Source organism: Flavobacterium sp. N1994 (assembly GCF_025947145.1).
GTDB lineage: Bacteria > Bacteroidota > Bacteroidia > Flavobacteriales > Flavobacteriaceae > Flavobacterium.
In genome coordinates this window covers 785,993-806,300 of record NZ_CP109999.1, presented here as the reverse complement: position 1 = coordinate 806,300, position 20,308 = coordinate 785,993, and the positions used below count along the sequence as shown (strand labels likewise).

Here is a 20,308-nt window from a genome sequence, read left to right as displayed (position 1 = left end):
CTGATAAATTTAAAGCTATGAAAAAAAGTTACCTGAAGATTACCATAGTGTTGTTCTTATTTGTAAATCATTTCGCCATTGGGCAATGCTTTAAGGAAATTAGTTCCGGAGTTTTTTATGAAATTGCAATAAAAACCGATGGCACACTATGGTCATGGGGCGGTAATTTCATCGGAGCTTTGGGAGATGGGACAACAATCTCTAGATCTATACCTGCCCAAATTGGCACGGATACTCATTGGAGTAGAATAAGTGCTGGTTCGGGCCATACCCTTGCGATAAAATCCGATGGTACCCTTTGGGGCTGGGGACATAATCATGATGGGTTATTAGGAGATGGAACTTATGTTGATAAATACATTCCAACCCAAATTGGAACCAACTCAAATTGGATAACTATTGTTGATGGTTATGACCACATCCTATCATTAACAACCGATGGCACCCTTTGGGCTTGGGGATTTAATGCATCGGGACAATTAGGCGATGGAACAAATGTTGGTAAAAACATACCCATCCAAATTGATACCAATACCAACTGGGATAAAATTAGCGGCAAACCAGAATTTACGAGTGCTTTAAAAACCGATGGTTCGCTGTGGGTTTGGGGATACAATAAATGGGGACAATTAGGCGATGGAACAACTATTAATAGATATCTACCTACTGCTATTGTTTGCCCTGCAACTTTGGCAACTGAAACCATTATACCTGAAAATAACTTTAAAATATACCCTAATCCGGTTGCTGCTAATCTAACAATTGAGGGAAATGAGGCTATACTGCAAACTATAATTATCGATTGTAATGGTAGAGTCATTCAAATGGATAAGCATAACGAAACAAGTGCAACTATAAGTTTGGAAAGGGTGCAGGCAGGCGTCTATTTTTTAAAAATAATAACTGAAAAAGGTACTGTAACAGCAAAAATTATAAAAAACAACTAAACATAAACATATTCTTTCGGAGAGAAAATACTGAAAGACTATAAAAATAAAACCATCTAATTTTGTACTAGATGGTTTTTACTTTAATCTCTTTTAGGACTGTTTTTTTTATCACGCTTTTCCGCTTTCTTTTCTTTTGCCGTCTTCAGAGGCTCTTTTTTTGCGGCTTTCTGAACATCTTTTCCTTTTGCCATGGTATATTGTTTTTAGTTTGGTTATTAATTAAGATAAGTAAAGGTAAATACTATTTTTTATAAACCCAATTCTTTTTTAGTGTCTTTTCCGAAGCATACTTCAAAAAGATCATATTGTGTTGCCATGTCAAAATTGAAAAACTTCCATTCTTTGTTAGTGGTCTCATCTATAACTGCGACAAAAGTGCTTATTTTCTTCACGTTAAAACTATTTCTGTTGGGTTCAAACGTAACTTCTTTGGTTTTATTGATTTCCTTTAACCAGGTTGCTTTTTCTGTTGCAGTTTCAGTAGTTAATTTAGTTTCAAAAAAGTATCGCATCGGATTACGACAAGTAATTACACAAAACGATTTGCCTTGAATTGTCTTTATGATACTAAATTGAAAAGGAACAGTTTCTAATTGCAATCGTAAACGAAATTCAGGATTCTCATAATGGTTTTCTAGGTTTTCAAGAAACTTTTCGGGGCCACTTTTTTCTGCGATTTTCGGATAAGAAAGGGAAGCTACAGTTTCAAAATCCATTAAATAATTGACTTCATAGAACTTTTTTGTTGCCAATTGTAAACTGCTTATCGTTTGCGTAAGCGCATTTAAACTGAATAACAGAAAAAGGAGAGAAAATAGTTTTTTCATTTCTATTTATTGAGTAATGACAATTTTTAATTTTTTTATTGCACCTCCTTGTTGAATTTGAACAAAATAAATAGCTGGAGTTAAATTGAGTTCAATTTTGTTATCTAGAAATGCATTTTGTTGGTACATTACTCTTCCGTTAATGTCATAAATTATAATACTATCGGCTTCAATCGTTTTATTAAATAGGATGGTATTATTTTTTATTGGGTTTAAAACAACTACATTCTGAGAATCAAAAATAGAAGTGTTAAGTGAGGCACAAGTACTAGAAACTGAGTTTGTATTTTCAAGAATACCAGTTGTAGAAGTCATGTTGTGACCAACAAACCCTTGATAATTGGCAGGATATTTTTCAGCTCTAAAAAAGCTATTATTACCAGATGTAATGTTAGTAAACTGAGTATAATAAGTTGGATTTGAGTTCACTATTGGTCCAGTTGGATTTATATAAGACCATAAAATTGTTCCTGATTTTGTCATTTCTGATACTCTACCTAAAGATGCTTCACTAATGATCATATTCCCATTGGGCAAGCTATGTGTACCGCATTGTTTGGATTCATTAACCGTAACTCCTAAAATGGAACCTCTCCATGACCAATCATAGTTTATAGGATTGAATTTATTATTTGATTTCATATAAACACCATTAACAATTTCGGGCTGAAGCATAACTATTGAAGTAAAGGTTTGAGCTGTATTTGGCGCACCATTATTGAATACAGTAATTTTACCGTCATCTAAATAACCACTTTCAACCCATTTTGGATCGTGTTGTAAGAACAGTTTTTTGTCGGCAACCGTTCCTTGACGGTATACTTCTGGATTTCCCCATCGCCATAAAAAATCACCTCCTTGATTTGAATTCCCTCCAGTATGTCCAGCTGCTTGTGCTGTTGTGGTACTGTGGTCTATGATGTATATTTCATTTAGATGTCGACTTGAAATCAAAATTTGATCTAAAGCTGCATTATAATCTATTCCATTAGAATGTATCCAATCGACAGTGTTGCCATTGTTATAATTAACATCTAACAATTCGGGATGATCTATAACCACACCAAAATTCAATTTAGTAGAATCAAAATCTTGAATAAAATGATCTTTAAATTTCCATTCCCATACAATGGTGGCATCGTTTGTTCCAACGGGATGTAATTCAATTATTTTTTCTAACTTCATAGTAGCTGAAGTAATCGCTGGATTTCTTCCTAGGGATGTCATTTCAGCAAGTGGCGTTTGATCAGCAACGATACATAAAACATTTCCATTGGGCAAAGGCTCTATATCATGATGTTGTTGAATTCCGTTTGCAGTGGTAGCATAACTCCAAACTATATTGTTGTTCCAATCTCTGATTTCAATATGATCTTTCCCTGCGCGTAATAAATTACCATTAGTAAGTAAATAACAAGTGGCTCCAGGGATTTCGGTAAATGTCCATTGATTTACTTTTTCACCACAAGAATTAATTAGAAAGGTTTCATTGTTAAGTAAAGGTGTGAATAGGGTATACCCATCAGAAACATTAGCATCATGATAAAGTAATCCAATTGTAGTAGGTTGTGCTAAGCTAGATAGCGATATGAAAACGAATAGCAGTGTAATTTTTTTCATAAGCTTTTTTACCAAATTTAAATAAAATATTTTGAATTGGTATAAAAAATCCCCAACAGCATTCACTATTGGGGATTGGATTTATTGTTAACTGTTTTTTACAATTCTTCTAATTGAATACGTTTTTTGTAATTTTTAATTTCTTTAAAATAGGTTGGTGTTAGTCCAGTCACTTTTTTAAATTGGTTTGACAAATGGGAAACGCTACTGTATTCCATTAAGTAACTTATTTCAGTTAGTGATAATTCATCATACAAGAGCAATTCTTTCACACGCTCTATTTTATTCAGAATAATATAATTGACTATGGTAGTTCCAGTAACTTCTGAAAAAAGATTAGCAAGATGAGTATAATTATAGTCTAATTCTTTACTCAAATATTCTGAGAAATTTACTTTGGGATGTTTTTCTGCGTAATGAATCAGTTCTACAATTACGTTTTTTGTTCGTTCTATGAGCATAGATTTTTTATCATCCATTAATTCTAGTCCCTTTTTTAATAAGGCTTTGCGAAGTAATTCTCTATCATCAGCATGGATGTTTTTTCTGAGTACCACTTCCCCTAAATCAATAGTGGTAAAAGCTAATTTTAATTTGTCTAATTCTTCTTTTACTGCCATTTTACAACGCAGTGAAACCATATATTTAATGTGTATTTTCAATGTAAATGTGAATTGTGTTATGAAAAAGGAAGAGACTTTTGAAATCTAATAGCTTTTCTTATTCTTTTATAGAAACTTTATTTGACGGCGCAAATATATTGTACTGCACTTAAACTAAATTATATAATTCTGGAATAGATTTATATAATTCACAGTTTTTGATACTATAAAAAATCCCCAACAGCTTTCACTATTGAGGATTCTATTTAAAAATCTAGGAACTGAAATTTATTCTTGAACCAAAACCCATTCTCCAGAAGCAATCATGCTTTCTGCTTTTTTGTATTTCATGGTTTCCGTTTTTCCGCTCATAACATGTTTAATAGTAACATTGTCATTACGGTTGATTTTCGGAGCATCTCTTACAATGGTTTCAGTAACTTGTGGTCGTTGCGAAGCGGCTTGACTGGCTTCACGATTGGCACTTTCACTGCTTTGAATTTCATCTTTGCTTTCCGTGTAATTTTGTTTTTCACGTACTTGTCGTGCTTCCTGAATACTATTGTTTTGCTGTGGTAAATCCCCTTTGAATAAGAACGAAATCACCTCTTTATTCACTCCGTCTAACATGCTTCTAAACAAGTTGAAGGCTTCTAATTTGTAGATAAGTAATGGATCTTTTTGCTCATGAACTGCTAGCTGAACCGATTGTTTCAATTCATCCATTTTGCGTAAATGTTTTTTCCAAGCTTCATCTACAATAGCTAGAGTGATGTTTTTCTCAAAGTCGGCTACTAATTGAGCACCTTGTGTTTCATAAGCTTTTTTCAAATCGGTAACCACATTCAAACTCTTAATACCATCCGAAAACGGTACGATGATGCGTTCAAATTGATTGCCTTCATTTTTATATACATCCGTTATAATTGGTAATGCTTCACGAGCACTTCTTTCTGTTTTTTCAGTATAATAGGCTAAAGTAGCTTTGTATACTTTACCTGTGATTTCCATTTCAGATAGTTTGTCAAACTCACTTTCTGTAATTGGAGAGGTTATAGAGAAATAACGGATTAATTCAAATTCAAAGTTTTTGAAATCTTTTTTGTTTTTGTTTTCACTTACAATTAATTCGCAAGTGTCATACATCATATTCGCAATATCTAATTTCAATCGTTCTCCGTGCAAAGCATGACGACGGCGTTTGTATACCACTTCACGTTGCGCATTCATTACATCATCATATTCAAGCAAACGTTTACGGGTACCAAAATTGTTTTCTTCTACTTTTTTCTGAGCTCGTTCAATAGATTTAGTCATCATCGAATGTTGGATAACTTCTCCTTCTTTCAATCCCATTCTGTCCATGATTTTGGCTACTCTGTCTGAACCAAACAAACGCATTAAGTTATCTTCCAAAGACACATAAAATTGTGAACTTCCTGGATCTCCTTGACGACCTGCACGACCACGTAACTGACGGTCTACACGACGTGAATCGTGACGTTCTGTACCAATGATAGCCAATCCACCAGCGGCTTTTACTTCGGGTGTTAACTTAATATCAGTTCCACGACCGGCCATATTGGTAGCGATAGTTACTACGCCAGGTTTACCAGCTTCTTCTACGATTTGCGCTTCTTGTTTGTGCATTTTTGCATTCAATACATTGTGATTTACACCACGTATTTTCAGCATTCGACTTAATAATTCTGAAATTTCAACAGAGGTTGTTCCAATCAAAACGGGTCTTCCGGCTTGGGATAATTGGGTTACATCTTCAATTACCGCGTTGAATTTCTCACGCACCGAACGGTAAATTAAATCTTCTTTATCCACACGTGACATTCCTCTATTAGTTGGAATTTCAACAACGTCTAACTTGTAAATTTCCCATAGCTCACCAGCTTCAGTAACAGCTGTTCCCGTCATACCCGCTAATTTGCTGTACATACGGAAGTAGTTTTGAAGTGTAATGGTTGCGAAAGTTTGTGTAGCTGCTTCAATAGTTACACTTTCTTTAGCTTCAATGGCTTGGTGTAATCCATCAGAATAACGACGACCGTCCATAATACGACCGGTTTGCTCATCAACAATTAAAATCTTATTGTCCATGATTACGTATTCTACGTCTTTTTCGAATAAGGCGTAAGCTTTTAGTAACTGAGTAAGCGTATGAATTCTCTCAGATTTGATAGCAAAATCTTGGAACAATCTTTCTTTGGCTTCTGCTTCTTTATCTTTTTCTAAATTTTGTTTTTCGATATTAGCAATCTCAGTTCCGATATCGGGCAAAACGAAGAACTTATCATCCGTATCTTTAGAAAGGAATTTGATTCCGTTATCCGACAAATCTACTTGGTTATTTTTTTCTTCGATAACAAAATACAAGGCTTCGTCAACTTCAGGCATCTTACGATTGTTGTCTGACATGTATTCATTTTCTGTTTTTTGAAGTAATTGTTTAACGCCTTCTTCACTCAAGAATTTGATTAAGGCTTTATTTTTAGGCAATGCTCTATAGGCTCTCAATAATTGGAAACCAGCATCTTTCATATTCCCTTCTTTGAACAAACGTTTAGCTTCGGTCAAAAATCCGTTAGCCAATTGACGTTGCAAATTATAAAGATTTTCGATTTTTGGTTTCAATTCGTTGAATTCATGACGATCGCCATCAGCAACTGGACCAGAAATAATCAATGGGGTACGAGCATCATCAATCAATACCGAATCGACTTCATCGACAATCGCATAGTTATGTTTTCTTTGAACCAAATCTTCTGGAGAATGCGCCATATTATCACGCAAGTAATCAAAACCAAATTCGTTATTGGTACCGTAAGTAATATCAGCTTCGTAAGCTTTTCTACGAGCATCTGAGTTTGGTGAATGATTGTCAATACAGTCTACTGTTAATCCGTGGAATTCAAATAGAGGTGCTTTCCAGGTACTATCACGTTTGGCTAAGTAGTCATTTACAGTTACTAAGTGAACACCATTTCCAGTCAAGGCATTTAAGTAAAGAGGGAGTGTTGCTACCAAAGTTTTTCCTTCACCCGTTTGCATTTCGGCAATTTTGCCTTCGTGTAAAACGATACCACCAATCAACTGAACGTCATAGTGAATCATATCCCAAGTAATTTCTTTCCCAGCAGCATTCCATTGGTTGGCCCAATTGGTTTGGTCACCCACTAAAGTAATGTAAGGTTTTGTAGCCGAAAGTTCTCTATCTTTTTCAGTTGAAGTAACTGTAATGGTTGAATTTTCTTTGAAACGTTTTGCCGTTTCTTTTATTACTGCAAAAGCTTCTGGAAGAATTTCCATTAAAACTTTTTCAGAGATTTCATAAGCCTCTTTTTCTAAAGCGTCAATAGCATTGTAGATATCTTCTCTTAAATCGATATCAGCTGTATTTTCAGCTTCTATTTTTTTGGCTTCAATCTCAGCATCTTGTTTAGCACGAGCTTGTTTTATTTTTTCTTTAAATTCAGCTGTTTTAGCACGAAGTTCGTCATGAGAAAGTGCTGCTAATGCTGGTTCTAAAGCTTTTATTTTGTTGATATAAGGTTGTGTAGCTTTGACATCTTTTTGAGATTTGTCGCCTACAAAAGCTTTGATAATACTATTAATGAAACTCATAATGGGTTTGTATTTTATTTTTAAAGGGTGTGCAAATTTAAACAAAAAAAAAGCCCGAAATGGACTTTTTTTCTCTTGTAATTGTTTATTTTTTAATATTCATCCTCATTCCAAAGATAATCTTCGTCGGTTGGATAATCTGGCCAAATTTCTTCCATAGATTCATAGATTTCACCTTCATCTTCTATAGACTGTAAATTTTCTACTACTTCAAGTGGAGCACCAGTTCTTATAGCATAGTCAATAAGTTCATCTTTGGTTGCTGGCCAAGGGGCATCGCTTAAATACGATGCTAATTCTAATGTCCAATACATCTTCTATCGATTTTTAATTTAATGCAAAAATAAATTTAATACTGAAAAAGTCAAGTTTTTTTTGATTTATTTTTAAATATGTTTAAGAACGTCCTTTTGAGTATTCAATCTCAATCTCAGTTGGGAGAAACTGAACACTGAAAACTGTGACTGCTTACTTCCTCGGAATCCATGGTACTTCATCCGCTTGCAGGTCAAAGGACAACTTCCGTGCCAAGACAAAAAGGTAGTCAGAAAGTCGGTTTAAGTATTTAATTACTAACTCATCCGTAGGCTCTAACTCATGCAAATGGACTGCTAAACGCTCCGCTCTACGGCATACACAGCGTGCTATGTGACAATATGACACAGTAGTGTGACCGCCTGGCAAGACAAAGTGTGTCATGGGTGGCAAAGCAGTATCCATTACATCAATTTTACTTTCAAGGAATGCTATATCTTCTTCAGAAATGCGATTGATGTTTAAACGAGGCTGACCGTTTTTTAAAACTTCTTTTTCGGGTGGTGTGGCAAGAATGGCTCCCACAGTGAATAATCGATCTTGTATTTCTATCAGCACATTTTTGTATAAAACATCGATGTCTTGATCGCGAATAAGTCCGATATGGGAATTAAGTTCGTCAACGGTACCATAACTTTCAATTCGGATATGGTGTTTTGGAACTCGAGTGCCTCCGAAAAGAGCTGTGGTTCCAGTGTCGCCAGTTTTAGTATAAACTTTCATGCTGATTTAATATTTTAGAATTCTGATTTTGATTTCAGAATCAGAACAAAGGTAACAAAAATTCATATGGATGGCTTACTAGCCCTGATGGGAATGGCGTCATGCAGAATGGACAGCAGGAAAATAGATTACTGATACTGCCCAAGCCTTTCGCTCCTTAACCTTTACAAATGATCTGGATTAGGATTGTCACTCTCTATAATACCATCTCGCAAACGGATAATTCTATGTGCATATTTAGCGATGTCTTCTTCGTGAGTTACTAGGATTACCGTATTGCCATTTTTGTGAATGTCATTAAAAAGATTCATGATTTCGATAGAAGTTTTACTATCCAAATTTCCTGTAGGTTCATCTGCTAAGATGATAGAAGGTTTGTTGACTAAAGCTCTAGCAATAGCCACACGCTGACGTTGTCCTCCAGAAAGTTGGTTTGGTTGGTGATCCATTCTATCGGCAAGGTTAACTTGAGTTAATACTTCAGTCGCTCGTTCATTACGTTCTGATTTTGAGTGACCTGCGTAAATCATAGGTAGAGCAACATTATCTAAAGCAGTTGTTCTTGGTAAAAGATTAAACGTTTGAAATACAAATCCAATTTCTTTGTTTCGGATTTCAGCCAAATCATCGTCATGCATTTGGCTAACGTCTTTTCCATTCAAAATATAACTTCCAGAAGTGGGTGTGTCCAAACATCCTAAAAGGTTCATTAAGGTAGATTTTCCAGAACCTGAAGGCCCCATAAGCGCTACATATTCGCCTTTGTTGATTTGTAAATCGATGCCTTTTAAAACGTAAATGGTTTCGCTTCCTAATTGAAAATCACGTTTAAGGTTACTTATGTTAATTAATGGATTTGCCATTTTTTTTGCTGAAATTGAATTTGCTAAATAGGTAGTAAATATAAAGATTATGTTACAATGACACCAGTATAATTTGAAACAAGGAATTATGCAACTATTAAAAATAATTGTGTAATGCGCCAGGTTTAGGTTCAAACTAAATTTACAGTAACATTAAAACTAAAATAAAATGAAAAAAAGAGTATTACAATATGGATTGCTTTGTGGGTTATTAGTAACAATTATGTCATGTAAAAACAAAGAAAAAGAAGCTGCTGATGAAAAAATTGTAGCATTACAAACCTACATAGATTCATTAGAAGATGTAAAAACGGCTGATGCTGAAGCGAATTGGGATCAAATTTCAACGGATTTTGACAGAAAAACGAAAGAATCTAATGATGCTATCTTGCAATTGGGCGATGACGTAAAAGCTAGTAATCAGGCACGTGTTGACTCTATTAATAAAAGATACATAGTCATCAAAACTTCGGTTGAGGCATCTAAAACTCCTAAAGTAGTAGTGGTTAATGCAAATCAAAGGTTAAGAAATACTTTTTTTGGTACGGATAAAATTGGAGAAGACATGAATTTTGGTTGGGTAAATAAAGATAATATCTTGGATACATATCAAAAATTCTTTGACTCTTATAAAGCCAACAAAAGTAATTTTTCAAGAGAAGATTACGATGAGGTAAAATTGATTTATGAAGCATTAGATAGTCGTAAAAACACTGTTGAAAAAGAAGGTTTGTCTTCAGACGATAACATGAAGATAGCCTCCATAAAATTCAAATTTGCTCCCATGTTTAAAGTAAACAGAATAGGAGCAAAAGCAAGAGAAAATGAAGAAGCAAAAGAATAATTGATTAAATTGGTTTTGTTTAATTCGAGGAATGGCAATCAGGGATGGTTGCCATTTTTTATGCTCGAATCACAAAATGCTCTTTGGGTTGTTCTTTACGAAAGAATACCAGTCCCCATTGAAAAGTATCTATGGTTACTGTAACATTAGGATGATTTTTAATCCTTTCCCATGCTTCTTCCATGTCTTTTGACCAATGGATGTCATCAAAAATCCAAACCGTTTCATTAGTAACAGTGGGTAATAAGAATTCGAAATAGGCCAAAGTTGCCTTTTTAGAATGATTTCCATCAAAGTAAATTAGTTTCCAGTCGCAGTTTCCAGTCGCAGTTTTCAAGTAACTTGAAAATTCAGTGGTAATCGATTGAATGTTTTTAAAACCAAATTTTTCAAATTGTTTTTGAGCCACATTCAATGTATTTGGACATCCTTCTAATGTAGTAATTTTTGCTTTAGGATTTCCTAAGGCTAGGGCAGAAGTTGCCATTCCAAGTGAAGTACCAATTTCCAAAATACTTTCGGTTTGAAAATAATTAGTGATTCTGAAAAGCAATTCTGCTCTTTTTTTAGTGATTCCAGCAGTTGAGGCAATCTTAGCAATTGGCCTTGTATTACTTTTGAATACTCTAGAACCCGCACCAAAATCAGTAACGTCAATTGTATTTTTGTTTTGTAAAAGCGAATCCCTGTACTTTTTCAGTATAGAATATTCAGGATATTGTTTCTTGTCATAAAAGCATTTGGTAACCAAATTAAAAACAAAAGGCGAATGCACTCCATGTTGGTTTTTGGAGCAGTAAAGAAATTTTAAATATGATTTTAAGATGTAAAGCATAACGGTTATTGAAAGAACATAAAACTAAGTTATTCATTAAAATGATTCTCCATCATTAAAATAAAATGTTTTAGAATCGCGTCCTAATCCAAAATTAGCTACAAAATTAGTGAAAGTATTTTTATCAAGTAAAATTCTTATTCCTAAACCTATTGCTGGTTGCATGGAATGAAAAAGTTTTACATTTCCTTCTACATCACTCGCAGTCGTAGCATTGACAAATACCGTTCCGGTTATCAACTGATTTTTCAATATTGGAAAGCGATATTCACTTTCAAGACATAATAAATTTGCTCCTCTAATTAATCCTTGTATATAGCCTTTTCCACTTCTGTTGTTTTGATCCCAACCAATAGCTGGAAGATTTAAATAGGGAACTTTACCACTAGTGTTAAATTGGCCATAAGCCCAAATTCCTAAAACATGTTGTTTTATTTTATGGTCCAATGGTATAAAATATCTTGAATCTAATGTTAAAACGGTACTTTGTTGTTGACTAGAATTTATTTTTGGATTGAATCTGTAATTTAAATTTACAAACAACCCGTTATTTGTATTTATCAGATTGTCTCTGGTGTCATAAATCACATTTAAGCTGCCACCAACAACAGTATAATGGTTTTCATTGAATCCATATTTTTTCGAATAGTCATAATGATAAGTGAACTCTTGATGACTGACATCCAATAATTCATCTTGAATATGACTATAGTCATCAACATGAATACCTAATCCTGTGTAGAAAGATTTGATAATCCTGATAGAAGCAGTTTGATGAAATTTGAAATAATTATACTTCATGGGTTGTTCAATAGCAGCAAAATCAAAATCATCAAAGGCATCACCATAAGGAATTATATCAGAACTTAAACCGAAATTAGATTGGGAAAAAATATAATATCTATAATCACCTTTCAAAAAATACTTGTCTTTATCCAAGTACATACTGTTTTTTAAGTAGGTTAAGATTTGCTTTTTTGTGCTATAAGAAGCGCCACCAGAAATTAATGATATTTTATCTTCCAAATCTTTTTTAAAACTGTATTGACTGATAAATCCCAACGTAAACCCTGTTGCCGGTTGATAACCAATGGTAGGAAGTATGATGATATTACTTTTAGCTTCAGTATTACTCTCTATTCTTTTAGATTTTTTTTTAAACAAATCGTAAAAAGTTACTAAGGAATCATTTTTCGTTTCCTGTGAAAATGTAAGGTGAGGATAAGAAAATATAAAAAATAATAGAGTGAGTAATTTTAAATAAAAATGGAGCTTCATTAGATAGTTTTGAATAACTAGTTTTATCACAAAACTATTTTGTAAGTATTCAAATTTACATATAAATGAACAGCTTACATTATATAATTATTAGGTAAAGTATTAAAATTTTAATACTAGTTTTAATTATTTTTTTTTGTTTTTAAAAAATATACAAACAGTTTTATTTACTCCATTTTAGAAGAAAGCTCAAACCAACGTTCTTCTTTTTCTTCTAGTTTGGTTATGATAGCTTGAAGTTCATTGGCTTTAGCCGTAATATCAGCATCAGCTACTTTCCCTTCAGCAAACTGATTTTCGATTTGCTTTTTCTCGTATTCTAAATCTTTAATCTCGCGCTCAATTTTGCTGAACTCTTTTTGCTCATTGAAGTTCAAACCAGAAGTCGTTGGATTGTTTTGCTTCCAATTTACTTTTTCCGTACTAACACTCGATAAGTTTTTAGGCTCAGCCGAATCTTCATAGGCTCTAAAATCAGAATAATTTCCTGGAAAATCTTCTATCTGTCCTTCACCTCTAAAGATGAACAAGTGATCTACAATCTTATCCATAAAATAACGGTCGTGAGAAACCACTAATAAACAGCCAGGATAATCTAATAAGAAACTTTCCAATACATTCAAAGTCACAATATCCAAGTCATTCGTAGGCTCATCCAGAATCAAAAAGTTTGGATTCTGAATCAAAACGGTACACAAATACAGTCGTTTCAACTCACCACCACTTAGCTTTTCAACAAAGTCGTATTGTTTCTTAGCATCAAATAAAAAGCGTTCCAATAACTGCGAAGCCGAAATAATTTTCCCTTTCGTTAACGGAATATATTCGCCATATTCTTTGATAATGTCAATTACTTTTTGTCCAGGCTTAGGATTGATACCACTTTGTGTGTAGTACCCCACTTTAATGGTATCCCCAATAACCACTTTACCAGCATCAGGTAACATCGTTTTGGTTAAGATATTCAAGAAAGTCGATTTCCCTGTTCCGTTTTTACCAATAATTCCAATACGTTCACCGCGTTGGAAATCATAAGTAAAGTTGTCCAATATGGTTTTGTCTTTGAATTTTTTATAAAGTTTGTGTAGCTCAATAATCTTGCTGCCCATTCGCTCCATATTGATTTCAAGCTCGACTACATTATCTTTTCTTCTACTTTCAGCGACTTCCTTGATTTTGTAAAAATCATCTTGACGCGATTTCGATTTGGTAGTCCTGGCTTTAGGTTGACGACGCATCCAAGCCAATTCTTTGGTAAAAAGATTTTGCGCTTTATCAATCGTAGAATTTTCCATAGCAATGCGCTCCTCTTTTTTCTGAAGATAATAAGAGTAATTGCCTTTGTATTGGTATAGTTTTCCGTTGTCTAATTCGATAATTTCATTACAAACACGCTCCAAAAAGAAACGGTCGTGAGTAACCATAAACAAAGTAATATTTTCTTTAGCAAAATAACTTTCTAACCATTCAATCATCTCTAAATCCAAGTGATTTGTAGGCTCATCTAATATCAACAAATCAGGACGATTAATCAAAATGATAGCCAATGACAATCTTTTTTTCTGACCTCCTGAAAGACTTTTTACTTTCAGTTTTAAATCATCTAGTTTTAGTTTAGATAGAATTTGCTTGAATTGCGTTTCAAAATCCCAAGCATTGTGTCGATCCATTTCATCAAAAGCCAATTGGTATTTTTCCTCATCTTCTGGGTTTTCCAAAGCTTTTTCATATTGCTCAATCACATGCAAAATCTGATTATCCGAAGCAAAAATGCTTTCCTCAATCGTCAACTCCTCCTGCAGATTGTTCTTTTGGGAAAGAAACGCCATTTTCAATCCTTTTCGAAGCACCACCTGACCAGTATCAGGTTCATCTTCACCGTTGATAATGTTCATGATACAGGTTTTTCCTGAACCATTTTTGGCAATAAAAGCAATTTTTTGGTCTTTGTTGATGCCGAACGAAATGTTTTCAAACAAGGTTCTTTCTCCAAAGGATTTCGATATATTTTCTACTGAAAGGTAATTCACGAGTGTAATTTATTTTTAATAAGTTATGAGATTTTTAAAATTTGTAGGGTGATTTTTGGACTAATTTTCATATCAAAAAAACAAATAATTTTTCTCTCGGTGGGGCAAAGATACTAATCGAATTGGAACTATTGGGTGATACCTTTTTCTGCACGGAGTTCCTTTAGTCGTTTTGCCAACAACTTTATTCCTTCGTCATCAAATGTAAATGTTCTCGACAAGCAAAAAAAATATTTAATAAAAAAGAGTTTAATTTTTCCAAAAAAAATTAAATAGTTATTTGTTCAAATTGAACTCCTTTTAGTGTCCCCTATAATTATAATTCGACAAAACGTCTTTAAATGTAGGTGAAAATTAAGCGAATTACATTTTAACAATTAATTTGGCTAATCATCGAATAAATTAATCAGAAATTTTACATATAAATAGCTTTGCTGCATAAATATTAAAAAAAATAAAATGATGAAACAAAAATTATTACTGTTTTTAACGTTAATTTCTTTCTTTTCGAGTGTATGTGCTAATAAAGTGCCTACCGTTAAAGATTCAAGAGAAATTAATTTTTTTAAACCATCTGAAAATGATAGAAATTATGATAATTCTGCCATTTTTATCCCGTTGAGCGTTACAATTACAGGACCCTCATCTTTTTGTCCGGGTGCTACTGCTACGCTCACAGCAACTGTTAGTGGATGTCTGAATAGCGCAGTATTTGTTTGGAAGAGAAACGGTGTGATAATTCCCGGAGCTATTACTTCAAGTTATAGTGCTGATACGCCCGGAAATTACTCTGTTTCTGTTTCATGTGGATCAGCAAATGTAACTTCAACTTCATTTGTATTAAGTCGTTTGACTTTGAAAACTAATGTACAAAACTCATGTCCTGGTAGTACTGGAAATGTAAATTTGATTGTTATTAATGGAAGTTCTCCTTTTACTTATGCATGGAATACAGGGGCGACAACTCAAGATTTAATAGGTATTCCGAGTGGCAATTATTCAGTGGCAGTTACTGATGCAAATGGATGTATTGCAACTGCAATAGCAACGGTTAATAATACTTTAGTAAATATTAATGCAGGAATAAGTAAATCTATTTGTAGTGGTGACTCTACAACATTACAAGCCAGCGGAGCTGATTTGTATTTTTGGTCTCCAAGTACAGGCTTAAGCAATACGAATATAAGTAATCCTGTTGCAAATCCTACTACAACTACAACATATACCGTAACAGGATATGTAGCCAGTGGTGAATTAGTTACTAATGGTGATTTTAATCAGGGGAATAATGGTTTTTTATCTGATTATTCTTTTGTTAATGGATTTGCTAATACAGCAGTTGGTTATTCTTCAGGAACAGGACTTTATCCAGAATCAAAATATACTGTTGTGGCTAATCGAACAGATTCTAATGTTACATTATACCATCCTGCTTTTTTTGGAAATGGTCATAATCAAGGCAATACTGTAGGTCGTAATGATGATAAATATATGGCTATTAATGGTGCAACTGTTGTTGGTCAAAAAATTTGGAGTCAAACTGTTGAAGTTGTGCCAAACAATAATTATAGTTTTTCGGCATGGATTACTTCTATTAATGCCGGTAACCCTTCGCTACTTCGTTTTTTAATTAATGGAACTGAAATAGGCCCTCAAATTTCTGCACCATCAGCACTTTATGCTTGGAAGCAATTTTATACTGTTTGGAATTCAGGTTCAGCAACTACTGCTGAAATTACGATTATCAATGACAATAGTATTGCAAGTGGAAATGATTTTGGATTGGATGATATTTCTTTTTCTACAACTTGTTCAAATTCGGCAACAGTTACTATTACAGTAAATAGTCCGCTAACATCTAATGTGATAAGCAATCCTCAAGTAACGACTTTCTGTTTAAATGGTGATGCTGGAATCATACAAGGAGCATTACCAACTGGAGGAAATGGAACTTATACTTATCAGTGGCAATTAAGCAGTGACGATACAACTTGGTCAAATATTAATGGAGCAACCGATCAATCATACAATCCCGGTGTAGTCTATTCTACGACACGATTCCGTCGTATTGTCACTAGTGGTTCTTGTTCATCAGAAAGTAATATTTGCACAATAACAATTACACCTGGTACAGCTATTACTAATAATACAATTACAGCTCCTGCTACCTCATCATTTTGTATTTCTGGTGATCCGGCTAATATTGCAGGTTCTACTCCTTCTGGAGGAGGGAATGTAGGGTCGTTTTCTTATGTTTGGTTATCGAGTACAGATGGAAATAATTTTTCAATCATTTCCGGAGCAACAGCAGCATCATACAATCCGGGAGTAGTAACACAAACAACCTATTTCCGTCGTGTAGTTTCAAAAGGATCTTGTAATTCAGATGAAAGTAATATAATACTAATTTCAATTAATCAATTGCCATCAATTGATGTGATCTCGTCAGGTTCTGTATGTGGTTCAGGAAGTGCTACACTAGAAGTACAGTCCGAAAGTGGTGCAACCATTAAATGGTATGCCACAGAACAATCAAGTGCAGTACTAAATACTACTTCGATTTTCTCTACGCCATCAGTTACACAAACAACAACCTATTACGCACAAGCTACTAAAAGTGGATGTACTTCTAATCGTATTCCAGTTGTAGTTACTGTGAACCCAATACCTACAGTTGCAAGTGTTACTAACGGATCAGTATGTGGATCGGGTGATGTAACTCTTTCAGCAACATCATCTTCAGGTAGTATTCAATGGTACTCTGAAGCTACAGATGGTGCTCTATTAGGTACAGGACAAACATTCACTGCATCTGCAATTTCATTTAATACAACAGTCTATGCTCAAGCTTTGGATAATGGTTGTTCTTCAGAACGTTCTGCTGTAACGGCATCTGTTAATCCTAAACCCCAACAACCGACAATAGCTTGTTATCAATCGGCTAATTTTAATAGTGCTACTTGTTCATGGGATATATCAGGAACACAACCAGCTGCTCCTACAGTATTATGTTACCAAACAGCTACTTGGAATCCTACTTCTTGTGATTATGATATAACAGGAACACAACCAGCTGCTCCTACAGTATTATGTTACCAAACAGCTACTTGGAATGCTACTACTTGTGATTACGATGTAACAGGAACACAACCAGCTGCTCCTACAGTATTATGTTACCAAACAGCTACTTGGAATCCTACTTCTTGTGATTACGATGTAACAGGAACACAACCAGCTGCTCCTACAGTATTATGTTACCAAACAGCTACTTGGAATGCTACTACTTGTGATTACGATGTAACAGGAACACAACCAGCTGCTCCTGCAGTATTATGTTACCAAACAGCTACTTGGAATGCTACTACTTGTGATTACGATGTAACAGGAACACAACCAGCTGCTCCTGCAGTATTATGTTACCAAACAGCTACTTGGAATCCTACTTCTTGTGATTACGATGTAACAGGAACACAACCAGCTGCTCCTAAAGTATTATGTTACCAAACAGCTACTTGGAATGCTGCTTCTTGTGATTACGATGTAACAGGAACTCAACCAGCTGCTCCTACAGTATTATGCTACCAAACAGCTACTTGGAATGCTACTACTTGTGATTACGATGTAACAGGAACACAACCAGCTGCTCCTACAGTATTATGTTACCAAACAGCTACTTGGAATGCTACTACTTGTGATTACGATGTAACAGGAACACAGCCAGTTGCACCTACAGTATTATGTTACCAAACAGCTACTTGGAATGCTACTACTTGTGATTACGATGTAACAGGAACACAGCCAGCTGCACCTGCAATATTATGCTACCAAACAGCTACTTGGAATGCTGCTTCTTGTGATTACGATATAACAGGAACACAACCAGCTGCTCCTACAGTATTATGTTACCAAACAGCTACTTGGAATGCTGCTTCTTGTGATTACGATGTAACAGGAACACAACCAGCTGCTCCTACAGTATTATGTTACCAAACAGCTACTTGGAATGCTACGACTTGTGATTACGATGTAACAGGAACACAACCAGAGGCGCCAACAGTAGCTTGTTATCAAAACGCAACTTGGAATGGCACTACATGTCAATACGATGTAACAGGAACACAACCACAGGCACCAACAGTAGCTTGTTATCAAAACGCAATTTGGAATGGAAATACATGTCAATACGATGTTACAGGAATTCAGCCAATTAGACCTTCGATGACTTCTTGTCAAACAGCAGAATTCAATACAGTTAGTTGTTTATGGGTTGTGACCAATATTAATCTTGCTGTTCCAACTACTAGTTCAACTCAACCAAATTGTTCTTCTAAGAAAGGATCAATTACAGTTACATCTCCTATTGGATCAGGTTATAGCTATAGTATAAATGGTGGATTATCATACCAGACATCTCCTGTATTTAGTAATTTATGTGTAGGAACTTATAGTGTTACTGTTAAGAATGCTAATGGATGTGTTTCTAATGCTACAGTTGTTGTTATAAATTCAGCAATTGCATTATCTGCTCCTGTTGTAAATGTAACACAACCAACATGTTCTTCTACGCGAGGATCAATTACAGTTACATCTCCTATTGGCTCTGGTTATAGCTATAGTATAAATGGTGGATTATCCTATCAAACAACTCCAACATTTAGTAATTTATGTGTAGGAACTTATAGTATTACTGTTAAGAATGCTGCTGGATGTGTTTCTAATGCTAAAGTTGTCGTTATAAATTCAGCAATTGCATTATCTGCTCCTGTTGTAAATGTAACACAACCAACATGTTCTTCTACGCGAGGATCAATTATAGTTACATCTCCTATTGGCTCTGGTTATAGCTATAGTATAAATGGTGGATTATCCTATCAAACAACTCCAACATTTAGTAATTTATGTGTAGGAACTTATAGTATTACTGTTAAGAATGCTGCTGGATGTGTTTCTAATGCTAAAGTTGTCGTTATAAATTCAGCAATTGCATTATCTGCTCCTGTTGTAAATGTAACGCAACCAACATGTTCTTCTACGAGAGGATCAATTACAGTTACATCTCCTGTAGGATCTGGTTATAGCTATAGTAAAAATGGTGGATCATCATATCAGACATCTCCTGTATTTAGTAATTTATGTGTAGGAACTTATAGCATTACTGTTAAGAATACTGCTGAATGTATTTCTAATGCTAGAGTTGTTGTTATAAATTCAGCAATTGCATTATCTGCTCCTGTTGTAAATGTGACACAACCAACCTCTTCTTCTACGAGAGGATCAATTACAGTTACATCTCCTATAGGATCTGGTTATAGCTATAGTGTAAATGGTGGATCATCATATCAGACATCTCCTATATTTAGTAATTTATGTGTAGGAACTTACAGTGTTACTGTTAAAAATGCTGCTGAATGTGTTTCTAATGCTAGAATTGTGGTAATTAATAAATATATTGGAGTTAAACCAACTTGTAAATTGTTTGATGCTAAAGTTTATCCTAATCCATTTACAGAAACATTTCGTTTGAGTTTAACAAATTTAAGTGAAGCAAAAGTTGGAATTCTAGTTTATGACATAGTAGGAAATTTAATTACACAGTATGAAATTTCTGAGAGTGAAGTTTCAGATTTTGAAATAGGTTCTAATTTTCCATCAGGTATTTACAATGTTATTGTAAACCAAGAAGATCGTATTGAAACACTACGAGTAATAAAAAAATAGATTTCACTTTTTTTAATAAAATAACCCTTTCTCAGATATGAGAAAGGGTTTCTTGGTTTATAAGTCG

General features: G+C 34.3%; 13 protein-coding genes. 3 read left to right on the top strand and 10 right to left on the bottom strand.

Going from position 1 to position 20,308, the window contains the following annotated elements; all coding sequences use genetic code 11:
* Positions 1-17 precede the first annotated feature (17 nt).
* Entirely contained in the window at positions 18-947 is a 930-nt protein-coding gene (locus tag OLM53_RS03775) for a T9SS type A sorting domain-containing protein (protein ID WP_264521726.1), read from the top strand.
* 251 nt (positions 948-1,198) lie between these two features.
* Here the strand turns inward: OLM53_RS03775 and OLM53_RS03770 are convergent, their stop codons facing one another.
* From OLM53_RS03770 to OLM53_RS03740, 7 genes are all read right to left on the bottom strand, one after another.
* A complete protein-coding gene (locus OLM53_RS03770) occupies positions 1,199-1,777 on the bottom strand; it encodes a hypothetical protein (RefSeq protein WP_264521725.1) in 579 nt (192 codons plus the stop codon).
* A 6-nt stretch (positions 1,778-1,783) separates the two neighbouring features.
* Complete coding sequence (locus tag OLM53_RS03765; RefSeq protein WP_264521724.1) at positions 1,784-3,397, bottom strand: aryl-sulfate sulfotransferase; 1,614 nt, start codon at positions 3,395-3,397, stop codon at positions 1,784-1,786.
* Positions 3,398-3,495: 98 nt separating this feature from the next.
* Positions 3,496-4,017, bottom strand: a complete 522-nt coding sequence (locus OLM53_RS03760; protein WP_264521723.1) for a helix-turn-helix domain-containing protein — start codon at positions 4,015-4,017, stop codon at positions 3,496-3,498.
* 270 nt (positions 4,018-4,287) lie between these two features.
* Positions 4,288-7,635: a preprotein translocase subunit SecA gene (gene secA, locus OLM53_RS03755; RefSeq protein WP_264521722.1), complete on the bottom strand. Its 3,348-nt coding sequence runs from the start codon at positions 7,633-7,635 to the stop codon at positions 4,288-4,290.
* Between the two features lie 92 nt (positions 7,636-7,727).
* The gene (locus OLM53_RS03750) at positions 7,728-7,949 is read right to left on the bottom strand and encodes a DUF2795 domain-containing protein (protein ID WP_002986941.1); all 222 of its coding nucleotides are present in this window, start codon (positions 7,947-7,949) and stop codon (positions 7,728-7,730) included.
* A gap of 154 nt (positions 7,950-8,103) precedes the next feature.
* Positions 8,104-8,673: a cob(I)yrinic acid a,c-diamide adenosyltransferase gene (locus OLM53_RS03745; protein WP_264521721.1), complete on the bottom strand. Its 570-nt coding sequence runs from the start codon at positions 8,671-8,673 to the stop codon at positions 8,104-8,106.
* 164 nt (positions 8,674-8,837) lie between these two features.
* On the bottom strand, positions 8,838-9,536 hold the full coding sequence (locus tag OLM53_RS03740) for an ABC transporter ATP-binding protein (RefSeq protein WP_264521720.1): 699 nt from the start codon (positions 9,534-9,536) through the stop codon (positions 8,838-8,840).
* A 169-nt stretch (positions 9,537-9,705) separates the two neighbouring features.
* On the opposite strand from OLM53_RS03740, the gene OLM53_RS03735 reads away from it, so the two are divergent.
* Positions 9,706-10,380 carry a hypothetical protein gene (locus tag OLM53_RS03735; RefSeq protein WP_264521719.1) on the top strand — a complete coding sequence of 225 codons (675 nt, stop codon included), beginning with the start codon at positions 9,706-9,708 and terminating at the stop codon, positions 10,378-10,380.
* Positions 10,381-10,438: 58 nt separating this feature from the next.
* Here OLM53_RS03735 and OLM53_RS03730 read toward each other — a convergent pair whose 3' ends face one another.
* The 3 genes from OLM53_RS03730 to OLM53_RS03720 all read right to left on the bottom strand — a co-directional run bounded on the left by OLM53_RS03730 (position 10,439) and on the right by OLM53_RS03720 (position 14,523).
* Entirely contained in the window at positions 10,439-11,215 is a 777-nt protein-coding gene (locus OLM53_RS03730; RefSeq protein ID WP_264521718.1) for an O-methyltransferase, read from the bottom strand.
* Between the two features lie 36 nt (positions 11,216-11,251).
* Positions 11,252-12,379, bottom strand: coding sequence for an outer membrane protein assembly factor (locus OLM53_RS03725; protein WP_264521717.1), 1,128 nt, complete (start codon positions 12,377-12,379; stop codon positions 11,252-11,254).
* 281 nt (positions 12,380-12,660) lie between these two features.
* Positions 12,661-14,523 (bottom strand): ABC-F family ATP-binding cassette domain-containing protein, encoded by a 1,863-nt coding sequence (locus tag OLM53_RS03720; protein ID WP_264521716.1) that lies wholly within the window; start codon positions 14,521-14,523, stop codon positions 12,661-12,663.
* Positions 14,524-14,982: 459 nt separating this feature from the next.
* Between OLM53_RS03720 and OLM53_RS03715 the strand changes: the two genes are divergently transcribed.
* The gene (locus tag OLM53_RS03715) at positions 14,983-20,241 is read left to right on the top strand and encodes a T9SS type A sorting domain-containing protein (RefSeq protein ID WP_264521715.1); all 5,259 of its coding nucleotides are present in this window, start codon (positions 14,983-14,985) and stop codon (positions 20,239-20,241) included.
* Positions 20,242-20,308: the final 67 nt, after the last annotated feature.

Excerpts from the sequence above, each read along its gene's own strand:
- OLM53_RS03775 (WP_264521726.1), top strand. The coding sequence starts at position 18 with ATGAAAAAAAGTTACCTGAAGATTACCATAGTGTTGTTCTTATTTGTA.
- OLM53_RS03770 (WP_264521725.1), bottom strand. The coding sequence starts at position 1,777 with ATGAAAAAACTATTTTCTCTCCTTTTTCTGTTATTCAGTTTAAATGCG.
- OLM53_RS03765 (WP_264521724.1), bottom strand. The coding sequence starts at position 3,397 with ATGAAAAAAATTACACTGCTATTCGTTTTCATATCGCTATCTAGCTTA.
- OLM53_RS03760 (WP_264521723.1), bottom strand. The coding sequence starts at position 4,017 with ATGGCAGTAAAAGAAGAATTAGACAAATTAAAATTAGCTTTTACCACT.
- secA (WP_264521722.1), bottom strand. The coding sequence starts at position 7,635 with ATGAGTTTCATTAATAGTATTATCAAAGCTTTTGTAGGCGACAAATCT.
- OLM53_RS03750 (WP_002986941.1), bottom strand. The coding sequence starts at position 7,949 with ATGTATTGGACATTAGAATTAGCATCGTATTTAAGCGATGCCCCTTGG.
- OLM53_RS03745 (WP_264521721.1), bottom strand. The coding sequence starts at position 8,673 with ATGAAAGTTTATACTAAAACTGGCGACACTGGAACCACAGCTCTTTTC.
- OLM53_RS03740 (WP_264521720.1), bottom strand. The coding sequence starts at position 9,536 with ATGGCAAATCCATTAATTAACATAAGTAACCTTAAACGTGATTTTCAA.
- OLM53_RS03735 (WP_264521719.1), top strand. The coding sequence starts at position 9,706 with ATGAAAAAAAGAGTATTACAATATGGATTGCTTTGTGGGTTATTAGTA.
- OLM53_RS03730 (WP_264521718.1), bottom strand. The coding sequence starts at position 11,215 with ATGCTTTACATCTTAAAATCATATTTAAAATTTCTTTACTGCTCCAAA.
- OLM53_RS03715 (WP_264521715.1), top strand. The coding sequence starts at position 14,983 with ATGATGAAACAAAAATTATTACTGTTTTTAACGTTAATTTCTTTCTTT.